Source organism: Pseudomonas serbica (assembly GCF_028823535.1).
Lineage (GTDB): Bacteria > Pseudomonadota > Gammaproteobacteria > Pseudomonadales > Pseudomonadaceae > Aquipseudomonas > Aquipseudomonas serbica.
Genome location: NZ_JAQIYM010000009.1, coordinates 229,955 through 250,873, shown reverse-complemented (window position 1 = coordinate 250,873; position 20,919 = coordinate 229,955). Strand labels below are relative to the sequence as shown.

General features: G+C 61.3%; 17 protein-coding genes. 9 read left to right on the top strand and 8 right to left on the bottom strand.

Annotated elements, in window-relative coordinates; all coding sequences use genetic code 11:
- The 9 genes from murD (at nucleotide 1) to lpxC (ending at nucleotide 10,487) form a co-directional block, all read left to right on the top strand.
- Nucleotides 1-1,347: a UDP-N-acetylmuramoyl-L-alanine--D-glutamate ligase gene (murD, locus tag NQL71_RS16775; RefSeq protein ID WP_248687464.1), complete on the top strand. Its 1,347-nt coding sequence runs from the start codon at nucleotides 1-3 to the stop codon at nucleotides 1,345-1,347.
- On the top strand, nucleotides 1,344-2,561 hold the full coding sequence (gene ftsW, locus NQL71_RS16770) for a putative lipid II flippase FtsW (protein WP_046819012.1): 1,218 nt from the start codon (nucleotides 1,344-1,346) through the stop codon (nucleotides 2,559-2,561). The genes murD and ftsW overlap by 4 nt, the downstream gene beginning before the upstream one ends.
- Nucleotides 2,551-3,621, top strand: coding sequence for an undecaprenyldiphospho-muramoylpentapeptide beta-N-acetylglucosaminyltransferase (gene murG / locus NQL71_RS16765; protein ID WP_077185205.1), 1,071 nt, complete (start codon nucleotides 2,551-2,553; stop codon nucleotides 3,619-3,621). The genes ftsW and murG overlap by 11 nt, the downstream gene beginning before the upstream one ends.
- Nucleotides 3,614-5,074 (top strand): UDP-N-acetylmuramate--L-alanine ligase, encoded by a 1,461-nt coding sequence (gene murC, locus NQL71_RS16760; RefSeq protein WP_046819014.1) that lies wholly within the window; start codon nucleotides 3,614-3,616, stop codon nucleotides 5,072-5,074. The genes murG and murC overlap by 8 nt, the downstream gene beginning before the upstream one ends.
- Nucleotides 5,071-6,045 (top strand): D-alanine--D-alanine ligase, encoded by a 975-nt coding sequence (locus NQL71_RS16755; protein ID WP_046819015.1) that lies wholly within the window; start codon nucleotides 5,071-5,073, stop codon nucleotides 6,043-6,045. Before murC ends, NQL71_RS16755 begins: the two co-directional genes overlap by 4 nt.
- A 4-nt stretch (nucleotides 6,046-6,049) precedes the next feature.
- Entirely contained in the window at nucleotides 6,050-6,916 is an 867-nt protein-coding gene (locus tag NQL71_RS16750; RefSeq protein WP_046819016.1) for a cell division protein FtsQ/DivIB, read from the top strand.
- Nucleotides 6,917-6,931: 15 nt separating this feature from the next.
- Complete coding sequence (gene ftsA / locus NQL71_RS16745) at nucleotides 6,932-8,191, top strand: cell division protein FtsA (protein WP_034149519.1); 1,260 nt, start codon at nucleotides 6,932-6,934, stop codon at nucleotides 8,189-8,191.
- A gap of 78 nt (nucleotides 8,192-8,269) precedes the next feature.
- Nucleotides 8,270-9,463 carry a cell division protein FtsZ gene (gene ftsZ, locus NQL71_RS16740; protein WP_046819017.1) on the top strand — a complete coding sequence of 398 codons (1,194 nt, stop codon included), beginning with the start codon at nucleotides 8,270-8,272 and terminating at the stop codon, nucleotides 9,461-9,463.
- 112 nt (nucleotides 9,464-9,575) lie between these two features.
- Nucleotides 9,576-10,487, top strand: a complete 912-nt coding sequence (gene lpxC / locus NQL71_RS16735; RefSeq protein WP_008060300.1) for a UDP-3-O-acyl-N-acetylglucosamine deacetylase — start codon at nucleotides 9,576-9,578, stop codon at nucleotides 10,485-10,487.
- Nucleotides 10,488-10,565: 78 nt separating this feature from the next.
- On the opposite strand, the gene NQL71_RS16730 is transcribed toward lpxC, so the two are convergent.
- The 8 genes from NQL71_RS16730 to NQL71_RS16695 all read right to left on the bottom strand — a co-directional run bounded on the left by NQL71_RS16730 (nucleotide 10,566) and on the right by NQL71_RS16695 (nucleotide 20,878).
- On the bottom strand, nucleotides 10,566-12,056 hold the full coding sequence (locus NQL71_RS16730; protein ID WP_046819018.1) for a GGDEF domain-containing protein: 1,491 nt from the start codon (nucleotides 12,054-12,056) through the stop codon (nucleotides 10,566-10,568).
- Between the two features lie 147 nt (nucleotides 12,057-12,203).
- Nucleotides 12,204-13,466: an OprD family porin gene (locus NQL71_RS16725; protein WP_425520687.1), complete on the bottom strand. Its 1,263-nt coding sequence runs from the start codon at nucleotides 13,464-13,466 to the stop codon at nucleotides 12,204-12,206.
- 248 nt (nucleotides 13,467-13,714) lie between these two features.
- Nucleotides 13,715-13,936: a hypothetical protein gene (locus tag NQL71_RS16720; RefSeq protein WP_046819020.1), complete on the bottom strand. Its 222-nt coding sequence runs from the start codon at nucleotides 13,934-13,936 to the stop codon at nucleotides 13,715-13,717.
- A gap of 210 nt (nucleotides 13,937-14,146) precedes the next feature.
- Entirely contained in the window at nucleotides 14,147-15,511 is a 1,365-nt protein-coding gene (locus tag NQL71_RS16715) for a heavy metal sensor histidine kinase (RefSeq protein WP_046819021.1), read from the bottom strand.
- Nucleotides 15,501-16,178 carry a heavy metal response regulator transcription factor gene (locus tag NQL71_RS16710; protein WP_007998286.1) on the bottom strand — a complete coding sequence of 226 codons (678 nt, stop codon included), beginning with the start codon at nucleotides 16,176-16,178 and terminating at the stop codon, nucleotides 15,501-15,503. Before NQL71_RS16710 ends, NQL71_RS16715 begins: the two co-directional genes overlap by 11 nt.
- Nucleotides 16,179-16,187: 9 nt before the next feature.
- The gene (locus NQL71_RS16705) at nucleotides 16,188-19,301 is read right to left on the bottom strand and encodes a multidrug efflux RND transporter permease subunit (RefSeq protein ID WP_274643039.1); all 3,114 of its coding nucleotides are present in this window, start codon (nucleotides 19,299-19,301) and stop codon (nucleotides 16,188-16,190) included.
- The gene (locus NQL71_RS16700) at nucleotides 19,298-20,458 is read right to left on the bottom strand and encodes an efflux RND transporter periplasmic adaptor subunit (RefSeq protein ID WP_274643038.1); all 1,161 of its coding nucleotides are present in this window, start codon (nucleotides 20,456-20,458) and stop codon (nucleotides 19,298-19,300) included. Before NQL71_RS16700 ends, NQL71_RS16705 begins: the two co-directional genes overlap by 4 nt.
- A gap of 105 nt (nucleotides 20,459-20,563) precedes the next feature.
- Entirely contained in the window at nucleotides 20,564-20,878 is a 315-nt protein-coding gene (locus NQL71_RS16695) for a hypothetical protein (RefSeq protein ID WP_274643037.1), read from the bottom strand.
- Nucleotides 20,879-20,919 lie beyond the last annotated feature (41 nt).

Sequence of the window (20,919 nt, the reverse complement as noted above, 5' to 3'; positions counted from 1 at the left end):
GTGTCCCTGATCGCGTCTGACCACTTCCGCATCGTTGTCGGCCTCGGCAAGAGCGGCATGTCCCTGGTTCGCTTCCTGGCGAACCGGGGCGTGGCCTTTGCGGTGGCCGATACGCGGGAAAATCCGCCGGAACTGGCCACGCTCAAGCGTGACTACCCGCAGGTGGAAGTGCGTTGCGGCGAACTGGACGTCGAGTTCCTGTGCCGTGCCGACGAGCTCTACGTGAGCCCCGGCCTGGCGCTGGCGACCCCGGCCCTGCAGGCTGCCGCCGCCCGTGGCGTGAAATTGTCCGGCGACATCGAGCTGTTCGCGCGTAACGCGAAGGCGCCGATCGTGGCCATCAGCGGTTCCAACGCGAAGAGCACCGTGACCACCCTGGTCGGCGAGATGGCGGCGGCGGCGGGCAAGCGTGTCGCTGTTGGCGGCAACCTCGGTACGCCGGCGCTTGACCTGCTCCGCGACGACGTCGAGCTGTACGTGATGGAGCTGTCGAGTTTCCAGCTGGAAACCACCGATCAGCTCAACGCCGAAGTGGCGACCGTGCTCAACATCAGCGAAGACCACATGGACCGCTACAGCGGCCTGCCGGCCTATCACCTGGCCAAGCACCGGATCTTCCGTGGGGCAAAACAGTTCGTGGTCAATCGCCAGGACGCCCTGAGCCGGCCACTGATGGGCGAGGGCCAGCCGTGCTGGACCTTTGGCCTGACCAAGCCGGACTTCAAGTCCTTTGGTATCCGCGAAGAAGGCGGCGAGAAGTACCTGGCCTTCGAATTCCAGAACCTCATGCCGGTACGTGAATTGAAAGTTCGCGGCGCCCATAACCAGTCCAACGCCCTGGCGGCATTGGCACTTGGTCACGCCGTCGGCTTGCCGTTCGACGCCATGCTCTCGGCCCTGCGCAGCTTCGCCGGGCTCGAGCATCGTTGCCAGTGGGTCCGCGACCTGGATGGCGTGGGGTACTACAACGACTCCAAAGCCACCAACGTCGGAGCCGCGCTGGCGGCCATCGAAGGCCTGGGTGCGGACATTGACGGCAAGATCGTGCTGATCGCCGGTGGCGACGGCAAGGGTGCCGAATTCAAGGACCTGCGTGACCCGGTGGCGGCCAACTGCCGCGCCGTGATCCTCATGGGACGTGACTCCGACAAGATCGGCCAGGCTATCGGCGATGCCGTTCCGTTGATTCGTGCAAGCTCCCTGGTCGAAGCCGTCGAGCAATGCCGCGCCGCTGCGCAACCGGGCGACGTGGTACTGCTGTCGCCGGCCTGCGCCAGTTTCGACATGTTCAAGAACTACGAAGACCGTGGTCACCAGTTCGTCCAAGCCGTGGAGGATCTGGCATGAGCCTCAAAGGCATCATCAAGCCCTATCCATCGCCGCTCATCACCGGCCGCGGTATCGACCTCGACTTCCCGATGCTCGCCGGTTGCCTGGCGTTGCTCGGCCTGGGCCTGATCATGATCGCCTCGGCCTCGACCGAAGTGGCGGCCGTGCAATCGGGCAGCGCCCTGTACTACATGATTCGCCACCTGATCTACGTGGTGCTGGGCCTGGGTGCCTGCATCGTCACCATGATGATCCCGATCGCCACCTGGCAACGCCTGGGCTGGTTGATGCTGCTGGGGGCATTCGGTTTGCTGGTGATGGTGATCATTCCGGGGATCGGCCGTGAGGTGAACGGTTCGATGCGCTGGATCGGCTTCAGTTTCTTCAACGTACAGCCTTCCGAGATCGCCAAGGTATTCGTGGTGATCTACCTCGCCGGTTATCTGGTGCGTCGCCAGAAAGAAGTGCGTGAAAGCTGGATGGGTTTCTTCAAGCCGTTCATCGTGCTGCTGCCGATGGCGGGCCTGCTCCTGATGGAGCCGGACTTCGGTGCCACCGTCGTGATGATGGGCGCCGCGGCGGCAATGCTGTTCCTTGGAGGGGTCGGACTGTTCCGGTTTTCCCTGATGGTAGTGCTGGCGGTCGGGGCGGTGGTGTTGCTGATTCAGATGCAGCCGTATCGAATGGCGCGTCTGACCAACTTTGCCGATCCATGGGCCGACCAGTTCGGTGCCGGCTACCAGTTGTCCCAGGCGTTGATTGCTTTCGGGCGCGGTGAATGGCTGGGCGTCGGCCTGGGCAACAGCGTGCAGAAACAGTTTTACCTGCCGGAAGCCCACACCGACTTCGTGTTCTCGGTCCTGGCCGAAGAGCTGGGTGCCGTGGGCTCGTTGTGCACGGTGGCCCTGTTCGTATTCGTCTGTATTCGCGGCATGTACATCGGCTTGTGGGCCGAGAAGGCCAAGCAGTTCTTCGCCGCCTATGTCGCCTACGGTTTGTCGTTCCTGTGGATCGGTCAATTCCTGATCAACATCGGTGTGAACGTCGGCCTGCTGCCGACCAAGGGCCTGACTTTACCGTTTCTAAGCTATGGCGGCAGTTCGTTGGTGATCTGCTGCGCCTGTCTCGGCTTGTTGCTGCGCATCGAGTGGGAGAGTCGAACCCACCTGGGCAGCGAAGAGATGGAGTTCCATGAGAGCGACTTCGCCGAGGAGCCGAACCATGGGCGCTAATGTATTGATCATGGCTGGCGGCACCGGGGGCCATGTGTTCCCGGCGTTGGCCTGTGCCCGAGAATTCCAGGCCCGCGGCTACACCGTGCACTGGCTGGGCACGCCGCGTGGCATCGAGAACGAGCTGGTCCCGGCCGCCGGTATCGAACTGCATCGGATCAACGCCAGCGGTTTGCGTGGCAAGGGCAAGCTGTCGCTGCTCAAGGCGCCGTTCATGTTGCTCAAATCCGTCTGGCAGGCGCGGGCGATCATTCGTCGTTTGCAGCCGGCTTGCGTGGTGGGTTTTGGCGGTTATGTGACCGGGCCTGGTGGTGTCGCAGCCAAACTGGCCGGTGTGCCGGTGATCGTTCACGAACAGAACGCCGTTGCCGGTACCGCCAATCGGTTGCTGGTGCCGTTGGCCGCCCGAGTCTGTGAAGCGTTCCCCGACACCTTTACCCTGTCGAGCAGCCGACGGACCACCGGTAACCCGGTGCGCACCGAGCTGTTCCTGGAAACACCGCGCCCGGCCCTGGCCGGTCGCAAGGCGCGTTTGCTGATCCTGGGCGGAAGCCTGGGCGCAGAACCGTTGAACAAGCTGCTGCCTGAAGCCCTGTCGCAAGTCGCCGTCGACCTGCGTCCGGACGTGTTCCATCAGGCCGGCAAAAACCACGATGAAGTGACTGCGCAGCGCTACCTCGCGGCTGGCGTCGAGGCGCAAGTGCAGCCGTTCATCAAAGACATGGCCCAAGCCTATGGTTGGGCCGACCTGGTGGTATGTCGCGCAGGTGCGCTGACCATCAGTGAACTGGCCGCCGCCGGTCTGCCCTCGATGCTGGTGCCGTTGCCCCACGCGATCGACGATCACCAGACCCGCAACGCCGATTATTTGGCCCGTGAAGGCGCTGCCTTCCTGATGCCGCAAAGAACGACCGGTGCAGCGGATCTTGCCGCGCGCCTGACAGAGGTCCTGATGCAACCACAACGACTCAACGATATGGCCACTGCGGCCCGCCGCCTGGCCAAACCCGATGCCACCCGTAACGTGGTCGATACCTGCCTGGAGGTGGCCCATGGTTGAGAATCAGAAAGCCATGCCACAACCGGAAATGCGCCGCATCCGTCGCATCCACTTCGTCGGGATCGGCGGCGTGGGCATGTGCGGGATTGCCGAGGTGTTGCTGAACCTGGGCTATGAAGTGTCCGGTTCCGACCTGAAGGCTTCGCCTGTCACCGAGCGCCTGGAATCCTTCGGCGCACAGATTTTCATCGGTCACCGCGCCGAGAACGCTGCCGCCGCCGACGTGCTGGTGGTGTCGAGTGCCGTGAACACCTCCAACCCGGAAGTCGCCACCGCGCTGGAACGTCGTATTCCAGTGGTGCCCCGTGCAGAAATGCTGGCTGAGCTGATGCGCTACCGCCACGGCATCGCCGTTGCCGGTACCCACGGCAAAACCACTACCACCAGCCTGATCGCCTCGGTGTTCGCCGCCGGTGGCCTGGACCCGACGTTCGTCATCGGTGGCCGCCTGAATGCCGCGGGCACCAATGCCCAACTCGGCACCAGCCGCTACCTGATCGCCGAAGCCGACGAAAGCGACGCCAGTTTCCTGCACCTGCAGCCGCTGGTGGCCGTGGTCACCAACATCGACGCCGATCACATGGCGACCTACGACGGTGACTTCAACAAACTGAAGAAAACCTTCGTCGAGTTCCTCCACAACCTGCCTTTCTACGGCCTGGCCGTGGTGTGCCTGGACGATCCGGTGGTGCGTGAAATCCTGCCGCTGGTCAAGCGTCCGACCGTCACCTACGGCTTCGGCGAAGACTGCGACGTGCGCGCCATCAATGTGCGCCAGCAAGGCATGCAGACCTTCTTCACGGTACTGCGCCCTGACCGCGAGCCGCTGGATGTCTCGGTGAACATGCCGGGCAACCACAACGTGCTGAACTCGCTGGCGACCATTTGCATCGCCACCGACGAAGGCGTCAGCGATGAAGCCATCGTCCAGGGCCTGTCCGGGTTCCAGGGTGTCGGCCGACGCTTCCAGGTCTACGGCGAACTGCCGGTGGACGGCGGCAATGTGATGCTGGTCGATGATTACGGTCACCACCCGACCGAAGTCGCGGCTGTGATCAAGGCCGTACGCGGTGGCTGGCCGGAGCGCCGCCTGGTGATGGTCTACCAGCCGCACCGTTACAGCCGTACCCGCGACCTGTACGACGACTTCGTCAATGTACTGGCCGACGCCAACGTCCTGCTGCTGATGGAAGTCTACCCGGCCGGTGAAGAACCAATCCCGGGCGCCGACAGCCGCAAGCTGTGCAACAGCATCCGCCAGCGTGGCCAGCTCGATCCGATCTACATCGAGCGTGGTGTCGACCTCGCGCCGCTGGTCAAGCCGCTGTTGCGCGCTGGCGACATCCTGCTGTGCCAGGGTGCCGGCGATATCGGCGGCCTTGCACCAAAACTGTTGAAAAGTGAGTTGTTCGCCGGTGCCGTTGCCGCGCCGGAGAAGGGGAAGTTGAAATGACTGCTGCCTATGCCAACCTCGTCAGCACCCTCGCGCCGAAAGACTTCGGCCGTGTTGCCGTGCTGTTCGGCGGCAAGAGTGCCGAACGCGAAGTGTCCCTGAAGTCGGGCAATGCCGTCCTCGATGCGCTGCAAAGCGCAGGCGTGGACGCGTTCGGCCTCGACGTCGGCGATGACCTGCTGCAGCGTCTGCTGAACGAAAAGATCGACCGCGCCTTCATCATCCTCCACGGCCGTGGTGGTGAAGACGGCAGCATGCAGGGCCTGCTCGAGTGCCTGGGGATTCCCTACACCGGCAGCGGCATCCTCGCCTCGGCGCTGGCCATGGACAAGCTGCGCACCAAGCAGGTCTGGCACAGCCTGGGCATTCCGACGCCACGTCACGCGGTGCTCAGCAGCGAAGCCGATTGTATTTCGGCGGCGACGGAACTGGGCTTCCCTTTGATCGTCAAACCGGCCCATGAAGGTTCAAGTATCGGGATGGCCAAAGTGAGTTCCGCGTCTGAATTGATCGACGCCTGGAAAGCGGCCAGTACCTACGATTCGCAAGTGTTGGTCGAGCAATGGATTCAAGGTCCGGAGTTCACCATCGCCACCCTGCGTGACCAGGTGTTGCCTCCAATCGCCCTGGGCACGACGCACAGTTTCTACGACTACGACGCCAAGTACATCGCCAACGATACCCAGTACCGCATTCCGTGCGGCCTGGACAGCGCCAAGGAAAAGGAACTCATGGACCTCACGGCGAAAGCCTGTGAAGCGCTGGGTATCGCCGGTTGGGGCAGGGCGGATGTGATGCAGGACGCCGAGGGGCAATTCTGGTTCCTGGAAGTCAACACGGCACCGGGCATGACCGATCACAGCCTGGTGCCGATGGCGGCCCGTGCTGCCGGCCTGGATTTCCAGCAACTGGTTCTGGCCATTCTGGCCGACAGCGTTTCAGCTGCCGGCAACGAAGAGCCGCGAGGTTAAGACCATGCAAGGCGCACAGTTGAGACATCAGCCACCCGCACCCGGCCGCAAGCCGGTGCCGCGGGGTGCCAGCCGAATGGTGGCCAAAGAGCCGATGTCCGCGCGCCTGCCGAAAGCCAACTTCGGTTTTCTCAAAGCCCTGTTCTGGCCGGTGCTGCTGGTCGCGTTGGGGTTCGGTACTTACGAAGGCGCGCAGCGTTTGTTGCCTTACGCCGACCGGCCGATCACCAAGATCGCGGTGCAGGGTGACCTGAGCTACATCAGCCAGCAGGCGGTGCAGCAGCGAATCGCCCCGTACGTGGCGTCGAGCTTCTTCACCATCGACCTGGCGAGCATGCGCACCGAGCTTGAAACCATGCCATGGATTGCCCACGCCGAAGTGCGCAGGGTGTGGCCGGACCAGGTGGTAATTCGCCTGGAAGAACAACTGCCGGTGGCCCGTTGGGGTGACGAATCGCTGCTGAACAACCAGGGGCAGGCGTTTACCCCACGCGAGCTGGCCAATTACGAACACTTGCCGCAGTTGTTCGGTCCGCAGCGGGCCCAGCAGCAAGTGATGCAGCAATACCAGGTACTGAGCCAGTTGCTCAGGCCATTGGGCTTCTCGATTGCGCGCCTGGAGTTGCGCGAACGAGGCAGCTGGTTCCTGACGACCGGCCCTGGCAGTGCCGGGCCCGGGATCGAACTGCTGCTGGGACGCGGCAACCTGGTGGAAAAGATGCGCCGTTTCATTGCCATCTATGACAAGACGCTAAAAGAACAGATTACGAACATTGCGCGCATCGATCTGCGCTATGCCAACGGCCTCGCTGTTGGCTGGCGGGAACCAGTAGCGCCGACGACAGCCCAACCCGCTGTCGCAAAGAATTAAGAAGAGGCAGGACCCATGGCAAACGTGCAAAGCGGCAAAATGATCGTCGGTCTCGATATCGGCACCTCCAAGGTGGTGGCGCTGGTCGGCGAGGTCGCGGACGACGGCACGCTGGAAATCGTCGGGATCGGCACCCATCCGTCCCGTGGCCTGAAGAAGGGCGTGGTGGTGAACATCGAGTCCACCGTGCAGTCGATCCAGCGCGCCATCGAAGAAGCGCAGCTGATGGCTGGCTGCCGCATCCACTCGGCGTTTGTCGGCGTGGCCGGCAACCATATCCGCAGCCTGAACTCCCACGGCATCGTGGCGATTCGTGATCGCGAAGTCAGCTCCGCCGACCTTGAACGCGTACTCGACGCCGCCCAGGCCGTGGCGATCCCGGCTGACCAGCGCGTGCTGCACACCCTGCCGCAGGACTACGTGATCGATAACCAGGAAGGCGTCCGCGAGCCACTGGGCATGTCCGGCGTGCGCCTGGAGGCCAAGGTCCACGTGGTCACCTGCGCCGTCAACGCCGCACAGAACATTGAAAAATGCGTGCGTCGCTGCGGCCTGGAAATCGACGACATCATCCTTGAGCAACTGGCGTCCGCGTACTCGGTGCTGACCGACGACGAGAAAGAACTGGGCGTGTGCCTGGTGGACATTGGTGGCGGCACCACCGATATCGCGATCTTCACTGAAGGCGCAATCCGCCACACCGCGGTGATCCCGATCGCGGGTGACCAGGTGACCAACGACATCGCCATGGCGTTGCGTACCCCGACCCAGTACGCCGAAGAAATCAAGATTCGCTACGCCTGTGCCCTGGCCAAACTGGCAGGCGCCGGTGAAACCATCAAGGTCCCAAGCGTTGGCGATCGTCCACCACGCGAGCTGTCGCGCCAGGCCCTGGCCGAAGTGGTCGAGCCACGTTACGACGAGCTGTTCACGCTGATCCAGGCCGAGCTGCGTCGCAGCGGCTACGAAGACCTGATCCCGGCCGGCATCGTGCTGACCGGCGGTACGGCGAAGATGGAAGGTGCTACCGAGCTGGCTGAGGAAATCTTCCACATGCCGGTTCGCCTGGGCGTGCCTCACGGCGTGAAAGGCCTGGATGACGTGGTGCGCAACCCGATTTATTCCACCGGCGTTGGCCTGTTGATGTACGGCCTGCAGAAGCAATCCGACGGCATCTCGTTCTCGGGTATCGGCAGCCGCGACAGCTACAGCAACGAAGAACCCAAAGGCGCCTTGCTCGATCGCATCAAGAGCTGGGTCCAGGGCAATTTCTAAGATTTACCGCAACACCGCGACACCGTTGTAGATACAGGCAGTAGGCGAAAAAACTAGAGAACGTAAAGGAGAGGGAAAATGTTCGAACTCGTAGACAACATCCCCGCAAGCCCGGTTATTAAAGTTATCGGTGTAGGCGGTGGCGGCGGCAACGCCGTGAATCACATGGTCAAGAGCAACATTGAAGGCGTCGAATTCATCTGCGCCAACACTGATGCCCAGGCGCTCAAGAGCATTGGCGCGCGGACCATCCTGCAACTGGGTACCGGCGTGACCAAAGGTCTGGGCGCTGGTGCCAACCCTGAAGTAGGTCGTCAGGCCGCTCTCGAAGATCGTGAGCGCATTGCCGAAGTCCTGCAGGGCACCAACATGGTGTTCATCACCACTGGCATGGGCGGCGGTACCGGTACCGGTGCTGCGCCGATCATTGCCGAAGTGGCCAAGGAAATGGGGATTCTCACCGTTGCGGTGGTGACTCGTCCGTTCCCGTTCGAAGGCCGCAAGCGCATGCAGATCGCCGATGAAGGCATTCGCCTGCTGTCGGAAAGCGTCGACTCGTTGATCACCATTCCCAACGAGAAACTGCTGACCATCCTCGGTAAGGACGCCAGCCTGCTGTCGGCTTTCGCCAAGGCTGACGATGTACTGGCCGGTGCCGTTCGCGGTATCTCCGACATCATCAAGCGTCCGGGCATGATCAACGTCGACTTTGCCGACGTACGTACCGTGATGAGCGAAATGGGCATGGCGATGATGGGCACTGGCTGCGCCAGCGGTCCGAACCGTGCACGCGAGGCCACCGAAGCGGCCATTCGCAACCCGTTGCTCGAAGACGTGAACCTGCAAGGTGCACGCGGCATCCTGGTGAACATCACCGCCGGTCCTGACCTGTCCCTGGGTGAGTACTCCGACGTGGGTAGCATCATCGAGGCCTTCGCTTCCGAGCACGCCATGGTCAAGGTCGGTACCGTTATCGATCCGGACATGCGCGACGAGCTGCACGTGACTGTCGTTGCTACCGGTCTGGGCGCTAAAATCGAGAAGCCGGTGAAGATCATCGACAATACCGTGCACACGTCGATGGCTTCCCAGCCGCAACAACAAGCCCCTGTTCGTCAGGAAGCGCCAGCGGTTAACTACCGTGACCTGGACCGTCCGACCGTCATGCGCAACCAGGCCCAGGCCGGTGCTGCCACTGCCGCGAAGATGAATCCGCAAGATGACCTGGACTACCTGGACATCCCGGCCTTCCTGCGTCGTCAGGCCGATTGATGAAATGTATCAGGGCTATGAAGTTGATTGGTGTTCAGCAAAGGCGTGGTCTGCTATCATCGCCAGCCTTTGTTGATACCAGTTCGCAATTTGCGCTGAAGCGGCCCAAGCCATGATTAAACAACGCACACTGAAAAATATTATCCGTGCCACAGGTGTAGGTCTGCACTCCGGGGAGAAGGTATACCTGACCCTCAAGCCTGCGCCGATCGACACCGGCATTGTGTTTTGTCGTGCCGACCTCGATCCTGTGGTGCAGATCCCTGCACGCGCGGAAAACGTTGGCGAAACCACCATGTCGACCACGCTGGTCAACGGTGACGTCAAAGTGGACACGGTGGAGCACTTGCTCTCGGCCATGGCTGGCCTGGGCATCGATAACGCCTACGTCGAGCTCTCCGCGTCCGAAGTGCCAATCATGGATGGTAGCGCTGGACCTTTCGTATTCCTGATTCAGTCGGCTGGCCTGGAAGAACAGGACGCCGCGAAGAAGTTCATCCGCATCCTGCGGGAAGTGACTGTGGAAGACGGCGACAAGCGCGCCACTTTCGTCCCTTTCGAAGGTTTCAAGGTGAGCTTCGAGATCGACTTCGATCACCCGGTTTTCCGTGACCGCACACAAAGTGCAAGCGTGGATTTTTCCAGCACTTCGTTCGTAAAAGAAGTGAGCCGCGCCCGTACCTTTGGTTTCATGAGTGACATCGAGTACCTGCGCAAGCACAACCTCGCACTCGGCGGCAGCGTTGAAAACGCCATTGTGGTCGACGCCGATGGTGTACTGAACGAAGACGGCCTTCGCTACGAAGACGAATTCGTGAAGCACAAGATCCTCGATGCAATTGGTGACCTCTACCTGCTGGGCAACAGCCTGATTGGTGAGTTCAAGGGCTTCAAGTCCGGCCACGCACTGAACAACCAGCTGTTGCGCAAGTTGATTGAGCAGACAGATGCCTGGGAAGTCGTGACGTTCGAAGATGCCAGCACCGCACCGATCTCTTACATGCGTCCTGTCGCGGCCGTGTAAGTAAAAAACCTCTCTAGTTTTTTAAGGGCTGCCTTCGGGTGGCCTTTTTTTATGTGTGCGGATTTTGCTTGGTGGTCGCTAGAGCGCCACCACCCGATTACGTCCCGTCTCCTTGGCTTGATACAGCGCCTTGTCCGCGGCAAACATCAGCACCTCCAGGTTGATGTCGGAGCTGGCGTTCCAGGTACTGATACCAATGCTCACGGTAATCGGCGAGTCGGTGCCGTCAATCGGCGGTAGCTGTTCGACGGCCTCTCGAATGTGCTCGGCGATCAGTTGTGCGCCCGCCATGTCGGTTTCCGCCAGGACCACCGAGAACTCTTCGCCACCGTAGCGCGCAACCAGGTCGGCCGGCCGCCGTACGTGGGTGCGTAACACCTGGGCAACCGCGCGCAAGGCCTCATCACCGGCTTGATGGCCATGGCGGTCGTTGAAGGCCTTGAAGTGATCGGCATCGATCATCAGTAACGACAATGGCTTGCCGGAACGCTGGGCGCGAAACCATTCATGACGCAACGTCTGGTCCAGCGTCCGGCGGTTGGCCAGTCCGGTCAGTGCGTCGGTGGCGGCCAGTTGTGCCAGCTCCAGTTCGGCATGGTGACGCAGGCGCAGTTCGCGGCAGAGCAGCCAGGTCAGCCACAGCAGGCACGCACACAGGGCGGTCGTTGCCAGGCTGACCACCAACGCTGTGCGTTGCCATGAAGAAAACACTTCTTCACCCGACAAGGCCACGATGACAATCAGCGGCAAGTTGCCAACCTGGGAAAAGGTGTAGAGCCGCAGGTCCTGATAACGATTCGAAACGCTGCTGAAACTGCCGTCGCCTTCGTTGACGATACGCTGGAAGTTGGGGAGCTGGCTGAAGTCCGTACCGGTCAGGTCTTCGCTCAGGCGAGGGACCTGGGCCAGCAGGATTCCATCCTTGTTGATCAGGCTGATCGAACTGCCGGGACCGATGTTCAGGCTGTTGAACAGCTGTTCGAAGTAGCTCAGGCGCATCGCCGCCTCGGCGACCCCTAGAAACTCGCCTTGTGCGCCACTGATCCGGCGACTGAAGCTGATGCGCCATTCGTTGTTAGCCATTCGGGAGCGAAAAGGCCGACTGATGAACATGCCCGGGTCGCTGTTGTTCACGTGGGACAGGAAGTACTCGCGGTCGGCAAAGTTGCCTGTCCTGGGTTCTCGCGAAGCCGAGTCGGCGAGCACGTTGCCCTGTTGGTCGAGCAACAGGATGTCACCCTTGTAGGGGGCGGCGGTGGCACGATCGAACAAAGCCAGATGACGTATCTGTGGGGAAACCTGCATGAGGTCATCACGGCGGGAGGCCGCGATCAGGCCAAGCAACGACACGTCGTAGAGTTCGACGTTACGCAGGACATCGGCTTCGATCAACTGCACGATATTGGAGGCGGAGCGGCTGGCTGACAGTTCGGCATTGACGCGTTCACGCACCAGCAGAAACGCCACGATACTCAGGATGGCAATCACCAGTAATACGCTGCCGAGAATCACCAGCCGCTCGGATCGCTCGGATCGCGTTGATTGGTGAGATGTGGTGCGCTCGCTCATTATTCTGGCTTCTGTCGTCTAGGCGTCGGAGACATTCTTTTGCAAGAATCGGGCAGCGTCCCGGACACCCGTTGTATCCGCGGCATTCCCAACAGACTGCGGATAAAAAAGGCCAGCAAAACGTGCCGGCCTTTTGTTTATTGAAGCTTAGAAGACATTGAGCGGGTAGTCGAAAATCACTCGGTACTCGTCGGTGTCCTGATCAAGTACTCCATAACCGTTGCCGCCCCGGTTGGTAGCCCATTGCAGGCGCACTGCCAGGTCCCTGGCCTGGCCGTCCTGGACCACGTACTTGAGCTCGATGTCGCGTTCCCAGTGCCGGGCGTTTATGCCCTCAGCGCTGTACCACGCGCTATACCCGGGGCTATCTGGGTCGACCTTGGTCAGATCCAGTTTGCCCCTGGACCAGGACAGCGCCGAAGTCAGTCCCGGCAGGCCAAGGCCGACAAAGTCATAGGCGTACTTGAGTTTCCAGGACCGCTCGTTCGGACCGTTGAAGTCCGAGTATTGCTGGGAGTTGTCGAGGAAGACGCTGTCGCCCTGGCTGATGTAGTCGAACGGGGTGTTGCCGTTGACCCGCTGGTAAGCGGTGGTGATGCTGTGATTACCGACGCCGACAGTGAAATGCAGGCTGAAGGTGTTGTTGTCGATGTGGCCGAGCAGCGCATCACCGGTGTCCTGCGTGTGATAGAAGTGCAGGCCCGGGTTGAGGCTGACCACCTCGTTGAGCGCATAGGTGTAGTCGAGGTCGTAGTAGTACTGGTTCCAGATGTCCTTGAGCTCGGCGGCATACAGGCTGCTGGTCAAGCCTGGCACACCGCTCCAGGCCACGCCGGCCCAATTGAGATGCTGGCTTTCTTCATCCTCGGCCAGACTGCCGTAGGACGTACCGATGCGAACATGACCGCTCTGGTTGTACGGTTTGGTGAAGCTCGCTTGACCCCCTTCGATCAGCCAGCCGTCGAAGCTGTGGTTGGTCAGGCTGACGCCGCGAAAGGTCTGGGGCAGCATGCGGGTTTCACCGCCGGCAATCACCGGGTTGGCGAGAAACAGGTCGCCGGCCTTCAATTCGCTATTGAAGGCTCGCATCTTCAGGGTGGCACCTGCGGTGGAGAACGAGCCCGGTGCTTTGCCGCTGCCGTCGCTGGCCGGCAGGATGCTCGAATTGTCCGTGCCGCCGCCTCCGTCGAGCTTGAGCCCGAGCATGGCATGGGCATCGATGCCGAAGCCGACCGAGCCTTCGGTGAAGCCCGACTCGAAGATGCCCAGAAAACCCTGACCCCATTCAATGTTGTCGTCTGCCTGCTGCAGGCGATTGCGGTTCATGTAGTAGTTGCGTGCGTTGATGGTGAGGCTGGCGTCTTCGGTGAAACCTTGGGCAGCATCGGCAGCGTGAGTATTGCAGGCCATCGTTGCAGCGATTGCAACGAACAGCGCAGGGGGACTGATTGGGAAACGCACGTGGGGTAAAGCTCCTGGGTCAGCGGGGAACATCACTGTTCTTGCAGTCGCAAAGATTTCGGGTTGGCGAGGAGGGCGCAGCGGGTTGTAAAACCACAACGAAAAAAAGCCGCTGATGGCAGCGGCTTTGAAGACAACTTTTCATTGGGAAGAGCCGATGAAAAGTGTCGAGGGAAACAGGAGTGATGCGCGCAAAATCAGCTGTCTTTTTCAGCCTGTTTGGCTTGAGTGCTCGACGCTTGCGGGGCTTGGGTGGCCTCCTGGGCTTTGGCGGTCATCTCGATCTGGTGCTCTTCGTACGCGGCGGCTCGGGCGGAATTCTGCGCGACGAAGGCGTGCGACTCTTCGGCCATGGCGAACGGCGACAGGAACAGAGAAGACAGAACGAAAGCGCTGGCAATACCCATACTGTTGGACATCTTTTAAACCTTCTTGCTTGGCAAGTGCTGTTTGGTGCGGGCAAAGATAAGGCGCTTGGGCGAAAGGAAAAAGAGCGGATTCATGAAAGGACTGTTACGCAAAGAGCAAAGATCGCTCGCGGCCAAACCCGATCTACGGTGGGGCCTGCCGGCGATAGCGGCCTACCGGCCGGCCTGATGTCGGGGCGAAGGTAGCGGTCTTTTGCGGCCTCAGACCGGCAAATGCATACCAAAGGTATTCATCCCATGGTCACTGCGCACGAACACATCCCCGCCATGCATCAGGGCAATCGCCTTGACGATGGCCAGCCCCAGCCCGTGATTGTTGCCACTGTTGCTGCGCGAGGCATCGACCCGGTAGAAGCGCTCGAACAGGCGCGGCAGATGTTCGTTGGAAATCGGTATGCCCGGGTTGGCCACGCCGATGCTGACCTGGTGCTCGCCGGCTTCGATGCGCACCTCGATGACTTGTCCGGGGCCGGTGTGCTGCACGGCGTTGTTCAGCAGGTTGATCAAGGCCCGGCGCAGGTGGGCGATTTCGATTCGCACCAGGGCATCGCCGCTGACCTGGACCCGTACCTGCGCATCCTCGAGAATGAAATCCAGGTATTCCAGGGTCGTGGCCACTTCCTCGGCCAGCGAGGTGGACGTCAGTTTGGTCGCCTTGCTGCCTTGGTCGGCGCTGGCAAGGAACAGCATGTCATTGATGATCGAGCGCAGTCGCTCGAGCTCTTCAAGGTTCGATTGCAGCACCTCGAAATAATGCTCTGCCGAGCGCCCGCGAGTCAGGGCAACCTGGGTCTGGCCGATCAGGTTGGTCAGTGGCGAGCGCAGTTCATGGGCGACATCGGCGTTGAACGATTCCAGTCGCGAGTAGGCCTGTTCGACCCGCTCCAGCGTCGAGTTGAACGAGTCGACGAACTGGTTCAGTTCCGGGGGCAGCGACGATAGCCGCAAGCGGCCTGAACGCAACGGCGGGGCCAGGCGCTGGGCTTCCTGAGACAGCTTGATCAGTGGCTTGAGCCCGATTCGCGCCACCCAGTAACCCAGCGCCGAGGCCATCAGTACGCCGATAACTGCCAGGCTGACCAGGGCGATCAGCAATTGGTGCTGGGTATGGAAAAACGTCTCGGTGTCGATGCCGATCATGAAGCGCAGGGGCGGGCGCTGATCCTTGGCCGGGAATTCGCTGACCAGCACTTTCAGCGGGTAGGGGTGGTCTGCCAGCTGCATGTCGCGCATGCCCAGCGGCCCTTTGGCAAACGCACGGATGCTCGGTGTCGGATTGCCGTATTCGTAGTTCGGATCGCCGCTGATGATCCAGAAACTGATGCGCTTGTCTTCTTCGCCGAGCAGCTTGAGCTTGTTGTTGATCTTCACCCAGTGTTCAGGCGTGCCGTAGCGGCCGACGGTGGATTCGAGCACGCTGTAGCGCGCGTCCAGTTCGGCTTCGGGCAACAATCCCAGGCCTTTGTCGACCTGTTGGTAGAGCGCCCAACCGATCAACAAGAACACCAGAAGCGCTACCAGCGTGAACATCCCGCTCAGGCGCAGAGCAATTGAATTACTGGACACCACGGCTCTCCAGCACATAACCCATGCCGCGGATGGTGTGCAGCAATTTCTCTTCGAATGGCCCGTCGAGCTTGGCCCGCAGGCGTTTGATCGCGACCTCGACGACGTTGGCGTCGCTGTCGAAATTGATGTCCCAGACCATCTCGGCAATGGCGGTTTTCGAGAGGATTTCACCTTGGCGCCGGGCCAGCACGCTCAGCAGCGAGAACTCCTTGGCCGTCAGGTCCAGCCGTGTGCCACCGCGGGTCGCCTTGCGGCTGATCAGATCTATCCACAGGTCGGCGATGCTCACCTGCACCGGTTCGTGGCCACCGCTGCGCCGGGTCAGTGCCTGCAGGCGTGCCACCAGCTCAAGGAAGGAAAACGGTTTACCCAGGTAATCGTCGGCGCCGTCGCGCAGGCCCTTGATGCGGTCTTCCACACGTTCGCGGGCGGTGAGCATGATCACCGGGGTCTGCTTGCGCGCACGCAAGGCGCGCAATACGCCGAAGCCGTCCAGGCCCGGCAACATCACGTCGAGGACGATCACCGCGTAGTCGCTTTCCAGCGCCAGGTGCAGGCCTTCGACCCCATCCCGCGCCAGGTCCACGGTGTAACCCTGTTCCGTCAGGCCGCGGTGCAGATAATCCGCGGTTTTTTCCTCGTCTTCGATAATCAGGACGCGCATGACCCCGCCTCAGTCTGTGGTCGCCAGCGCCGGTACGGGCGAAGCTGCTGGTGGGAGAGTGTGCCTATGAAATAAACGCTCCAGCCACAAGTATATGACCGGCGTGGTGAACAGCGTCAGTGCCTGGCTCACCAGCAAGCCACCGACCACGGCGATGCCCAGGGGTTGGCGCAGTTCGGCGCCGGTGCCGTAGCCGAGCATCAACGGCAGGGCGCCGAGCAAGGCGGCGAGGGTGGTCATGATGATCGGCCGGAACCGCGTGATGCACGCCTGGAAGATCGCTTCTTCCGGTGACAAGCCGCCCTTGCGCTGCGCTTCCAGGGCGAAGTCGATCATCAGGATGCCGTTTTTCTTGACGATACCGATCAGCAGCACCAGCCCGATCAGTGCCATGATCGAAAAGTCCTGGCCGCAGATCCACAGCATGATCACCGCACCCAGCCCGGCCGAGGGCAGCGTCGAGATGATCGTCAGCGGGTGGACGAAGCTCTCGTAGAGCACGCCGAGAATGATGTACACCGCCAACAGCGCCGCGAGGATCAACCATGGCTGGCTGGCCAGCGAACTCTGGAACGCCTGGGCCGCACCCTGGAAGTTACCGTTGATGGCCGCGGGCATGCCGATGTCGACCTTGGCCTGGTTGAGCATGATCACCGCATCGCCGAGCGCCACGCCGGGTGCCAGGTTGAACGACAGGTTGGCGGCCGGGAACATGCCGTCATGGGCGATGGACAGCGGCCCCACCGTGGGCGCATCGAATTTCGCCAGGGCCGACAGCGGCACCATTTCCCCGCTCAGGGGCGAGCGCAGGTAGAAATAATTGAGGCTTTCGGCCTTGCCGCGTTGCCGGGTGTCCAGCTCCAGGATCACGTTGTACTGGTTGATCTGGGTCTGGAATTCGTTGATCTGGCGCTGGCCGAAAGCGTCGTACAGCGCTTCATCCACATCGCTGGCGGTCAGGCCAAAGCGTGCGGCGGCACTGCGGTCAATGGTGATATGGGTGATGCTGCCGCCCAGTTGCAGGTCGTTGGAAATGTCGCGGAAGGCCGGGTTGCCGCGCAGTTTTTCCGTCAGGCGCTGGGTCCAGGTGCTCAGCACCGCCCCGTCGTTGCTCTTGAGCACGTATTGGTACTGGGCCCGGCTCGGGCCGGAGCTGAGGTTGATGTCTTGCCCGGCGCGCAGGTACAGGACGATGCCCGGCACCTTCATCAATTGGGGGCGGATACGGTCGATGAACTCGCTGGCTGAAACATCGCGGTCGCCGCGTTTTTTCAGGGCGATCCAGAAGCGGCCGTTGGCGATGGTCTGGTTGCTGCCCGACACGCCCACCGAGTGAGAGAACGCTTGAACCGCAGGATCAGCGGCGACGATTTCGGCCATCGCCAGGTGTTTTTTTACCATGTCGCCGTAGGAAATATCGGCCGCCGCTTCGGTGGTACCGAGGACGAAGCCAGTATCCTGGACCGGGAAGAAGCCTTTAGGGATAAAGATGTAGCCGGCCACCGCCAACCCCAGTGACAAACCGAACACGCCGATCATCAATGTCTGGTGGGCGAGGGCACGGCGCAGGCCTTTTTCGTACCACGCCAGCAGGCGCTCGCCGAAGCCGGGTTTACCCTGGGCGTGATGCTCAGGCGCGCGCATGAACAGCGCTGCCAGGGTGGGCGCCAACGTCAGGGAAACCACCACCGAAATCATGATGGTGGAGGTGGCGGTCAGGGCAAATTCCTTGAACAGCCGGCCAACCACGCCGCCCATGAACAGCAGTGGAATGAACGCCGCCACCAGCGAGAAACTGATCGAGACCACGGTAAATCCGATCTCGCCGGCGCCCTTGATCGCCGCCTCGCGCATGCCGTCACCGGCCTCGAGATGTCGGTGGATGTTCTCCACCACCACGATCGCATCGTCGACCACAAACCCCACGGCCACCACGATCGCCACCAGCGTCAGGTTGTTCAGGCTGAAGCCCATCACGTACATCAGCGCAAAGCTGGCAATCAGCGACACACCGAGTACTGCCGAGACGATCAATGTGGCCGACAGTTGGCGCAGGAACAGCGCCATCACCGCCACCACCAGCATCACGGCGATCATCAGTGTGATTTCCACCTCGTGCAGCGACGCGCGGATGGTCTGGGTGCGGTCGATCAGCACCTTGACCTGCACCGAGGCTGGCAACATCGCTTGCAGCGCCGGCAGCGCGGCCTGAATGCGATCCACGGTCTCGACGATGTTGGCGCCTGGCTGACGGAAAATCACCAGGTTTACGCCCGGTTGCGAACCCGCCCAGGCCTGGACGTAAGCATCTTGCGAACCGTTGACGACTTTCGCGACATCCTTGAGGTGAACCGGTGCACCGTCCTTGTAGGAAACGATCAACTGACTGTATTCGTCGGGGTGGAACAGTTGATCATTGGTCGAAAGCGTTGAAATGCTCGATTCGCCGTACAGCGCGCCTTTGGCCAGGTTGAGGCTGGTCTGCTGGATCGCCAGGCGAATGTCCGCCAGGGTCAGGCCGATGGCGGCGAGCTTATCGGCGGACACCTGGACACGGATCGCTGGACGTTGCTGGCCAGTGATGGACACCTGGCCGACACCGTCGACCTGACTGAGTTGACGGGACAGCAGGGTTTCCGTCAGGTCGCTGAGTTCAGGGCCTGGCATCAGCGACGAGTTGACGCTGAGGATCAGCACCGGACTGTCGGCCGGATTGACCTTGCGCCACGTTGGCAGGTTCGGCATGTCCTTGGGCAATTTGCCTGCCGCGGTGTTGATAGCGGCCTGGACTTCCTGGGCCGCAGTATCGATGCTTTTGTCGAGGGTGAATTGCAGGGTCAGGTTGGTCGAGCCCAGGGCGCTGCTCGAGGTCATTTGGGTTACACCGGGAATGGCGCTGAATTGCACTTCAAGGGGCGTGGCCACCGATGACGCCATGGTTTCCGGGCTGGCACCGGGCAGTTGGGCTGCCACCTGGATCGTCGGAAACTCTGCTTCCGGCAGCGGCGCGATGGGCAGGCGCGGAAACGCGATGGCCCCCAGCAGCACCAGGGCGAACGTCAGCAGAATCGTGGCCACCGGGTGGTCGATGCACCAGGCGGAGATCGAACCGTGGCCTTTCATGGCGCCGTCTCCGATTGCACGACCTGCGGCGGTTCGGTCAGCACTTGTACGGTGGCACCGGGCTTGAGTCGCGACTGACCGTCGCTGACCAGCACGTCACCCGCTTTCACCCCCTTGATGATGCTCTGGCCGCTGCCCTGGTAAACCATCTGCACTGGCACGGTTTCAACCTTGTCGCCCTTTACCCGATAGACGAAGTGCTGGTCGAGGCCACGTTGTACGACGGTGGGAGGTACCACCAATGCATCTTTATCCAGCGCAGTCTGGATTTTTACCGTCACCAACAGGCCCGGCCAGAGTTTTTGCCCGGCGTTGTTGAATTCGGCCTTGGCGCGGATGGTGCCAGTGTTGGCGTTGATCTGGTTGTCGATCAGGGTCAAGTGGCCGTCGCCCAGCAGGTTCCCGGTTTCGCCGTCGGTGTCGGCTCCGATGTAGGCCTTGACCTGGGCGCGTTGTGGATCGCTGATCAGGCCTTGCAGGGTCGGCAGCATCTGCTGCGGCAGGGAGAACTCCACGGCGATCGGGTCGATCTGGGTCACCGTGAACAGTCCCTGGGTGTCAGTCATGCGCAGGAAGTTTCCTTCATCCACTGTACGAATTCCGACGCGGCCACTGACCGGGGAGCGAATTTGCGTGTACGACAACTGCACCTGGGCCGCGTCGATCGAAGCCTGGTTGCCCTGGGCGGTGGCCTTGAGCTGGTTGACCAACGCCTGTTGCTGGTCGTAGGTCTGTTTGGAAACACCGTCGTCGACGCTCAACAGCTTGTAGCGCTTGAGGTTGACCTGGGCCACTTGCAGTTGCGCCTGACTTTCGCCCAGTTGCGCCCTGGCCTGGTCCAGGCTGGCGCGGATCGACCGGTCGTCGATGGTCGCCAGCAGGTCGCCTTTGCTTACCAGTTGGCCTTCCTTGACCAGTATCCTGGTGAGGATCCCGTCGATCTGCGGGCGGACCACCACACTGTGCAGCGACAACACCGAGCCTATGCCGGTGACGTAGCGGGGCACGTCTTTTTCGACCACGTTGACCACGCGCACCGGGATGGCGGTCGGTGCGGCGACTTTAACCGTGGATGATTTCATCAGGTACCACGCGCCCAGCGCCACCAGCACGATCAGAAAGGCTGCTAGAAGAACGGATTTTTTCTGGGTTCGCATGCGAGAGGGGCGCCGGGTCGGGAAATGGAAGTGTTCGCAGCTTTGTCTTTCTACGTTATAGCCCCATGACCCGGTCAGGAAAGTGACTGTTAACTGACAGCGGTGTCAGTTTGCTCGTATGGAGTCCCACTCGGTCACATAGGCCGTTTTGCTCTTCTTGTTGTAGAGGCACAGTTCGGTACCTTGCTGGCCTTTCATGTGCTTTTGCGGGTACTGGCCTTGCAGCAGCAGGGCGGTGTAGCCGACCCGATCATCGAATTGTGCGGCGTTGCCGACGGGTTTGGCGTTCGCCAGACCGCTGGCCTTGGTGCAACTGGCGAGCACGGCCTTGTCGAAGGCGGCCCAGGCATCGGGGCTGGAGGCGTGGGCCTGGGTGGCGAGGGCTGTGAGGCAGGCGAAGGTCAGGGTGACAGCTTTCATGGTTCAGGGATCCTTGGGCGGGGTTGGCCAAGGTGTGAGTA

Excerpts from the sequence above, each read along its gene's own strand:
- ftsW (WP_046819012.1), top strand. The coding sequence starts at position 1,344 with ATGAGCCTCAAAGGCATCATCAAGCCCTATCCATCGCCGCTCATCACC.
- murG (WP_077185205.1), top strand. The coding sequence starts at position 2,551 with ATGGGCGCTAATGTATTGATCATGGCTGGCGGCACCGGGGGCCATGTG.
- murC (WP_046819014.1), top strand. The coding sequence starts at position 3,614 with ATGGTTGAGAATCAGAAAGCCATGCCACAACCGGAAATGCGCCGCATC.
- NQL71_RS16755 (WP_046819015.1), top strand. The coding sequence starts at position 5,071 with ATGACTGCTGCCTATGCCAACCTCGTCAGCACCCTCGCGCCGAAAGAC.
- NQL71_RS16750 (WP_046819016.1), top strand. The coding sequence starts at position 6,050 with ATGCAAGGCGCACAGTTGAGACATCAGCCACCCGCACCCGGCCGCAAG.
- ftsA (WP_034149519.1), top strand. The coding sequence starts at position 6,932 with ATGGCAAACGTGCAAAGCGGCAAAATGATCGTCGGTCTCGATATCGGC.
- ftsZ (WP_046819017.1), top strand. The coding sequence starts at position 8,270 with ATGTTCGAACTCGTAGACAACATCCCCGCAAGCCCGGTTATTAAAGTT.
- lpxC (WP_008060300.1), top strand. The coding sequence starts at position 9,576 with ATGATTAAACAACGCACACTGAAAAATATTATCCGTGCCACAGGTGTA.
- NQL71_RS16730 (WP_046819018.1), bottom strand. The coding sequence starts at position 12,056 with ATGAGCGAGCGCACCACATCTCACCAATCAACGCGATCCGAGCGATCC.
- NQL71_RS16725 (WP_425520687.1), bottom strand. The coding sequence starts at position 13,466 with ATGGCCTGCAATACTCACGCTGCCGATGCTGCCCAAGGTTTCACCGAA.
- NQL71_RS16720 (WP_046819020.1), bottom strand. The coding sequence starts at position 13,936 with ATGTCCAACAGTATGGGTATTGCCAGCGCTTTCGTTCTGTCTTCTCTG.
- NQL71_RS16710 (WP_007998286.1), bottom strand. The coding sequence starts at position 16,178 with ATGCGCGTCCTGATTATCGAAGACGAGGAAAAAACCGCGGATTATCTG.
- NQL71_RS16705 (WP_274643039.1), bottom strand. The coding sequence starts at position 19,301 with ATGAAAGGCCACGGTTCGATCTCCGCCTGGTGCATCGACCACCCGGTG.
- NQL71_RS16700 (WP_274643038.1), bottom strand. The coding sequence starts at position 20,458 with ATGCGAACCCAGAAAAAATCCGTTCTTCTAGCAGCCTTTCTGATCGTG.
- NQL71_RS16695 (WP_274643037.1), bottom strand. The coding sequence starts at position 20,878 with ATGAAAGCTGTCACCCTGACCTTCGCCTGCCTCACAGCCCTCGCCACC.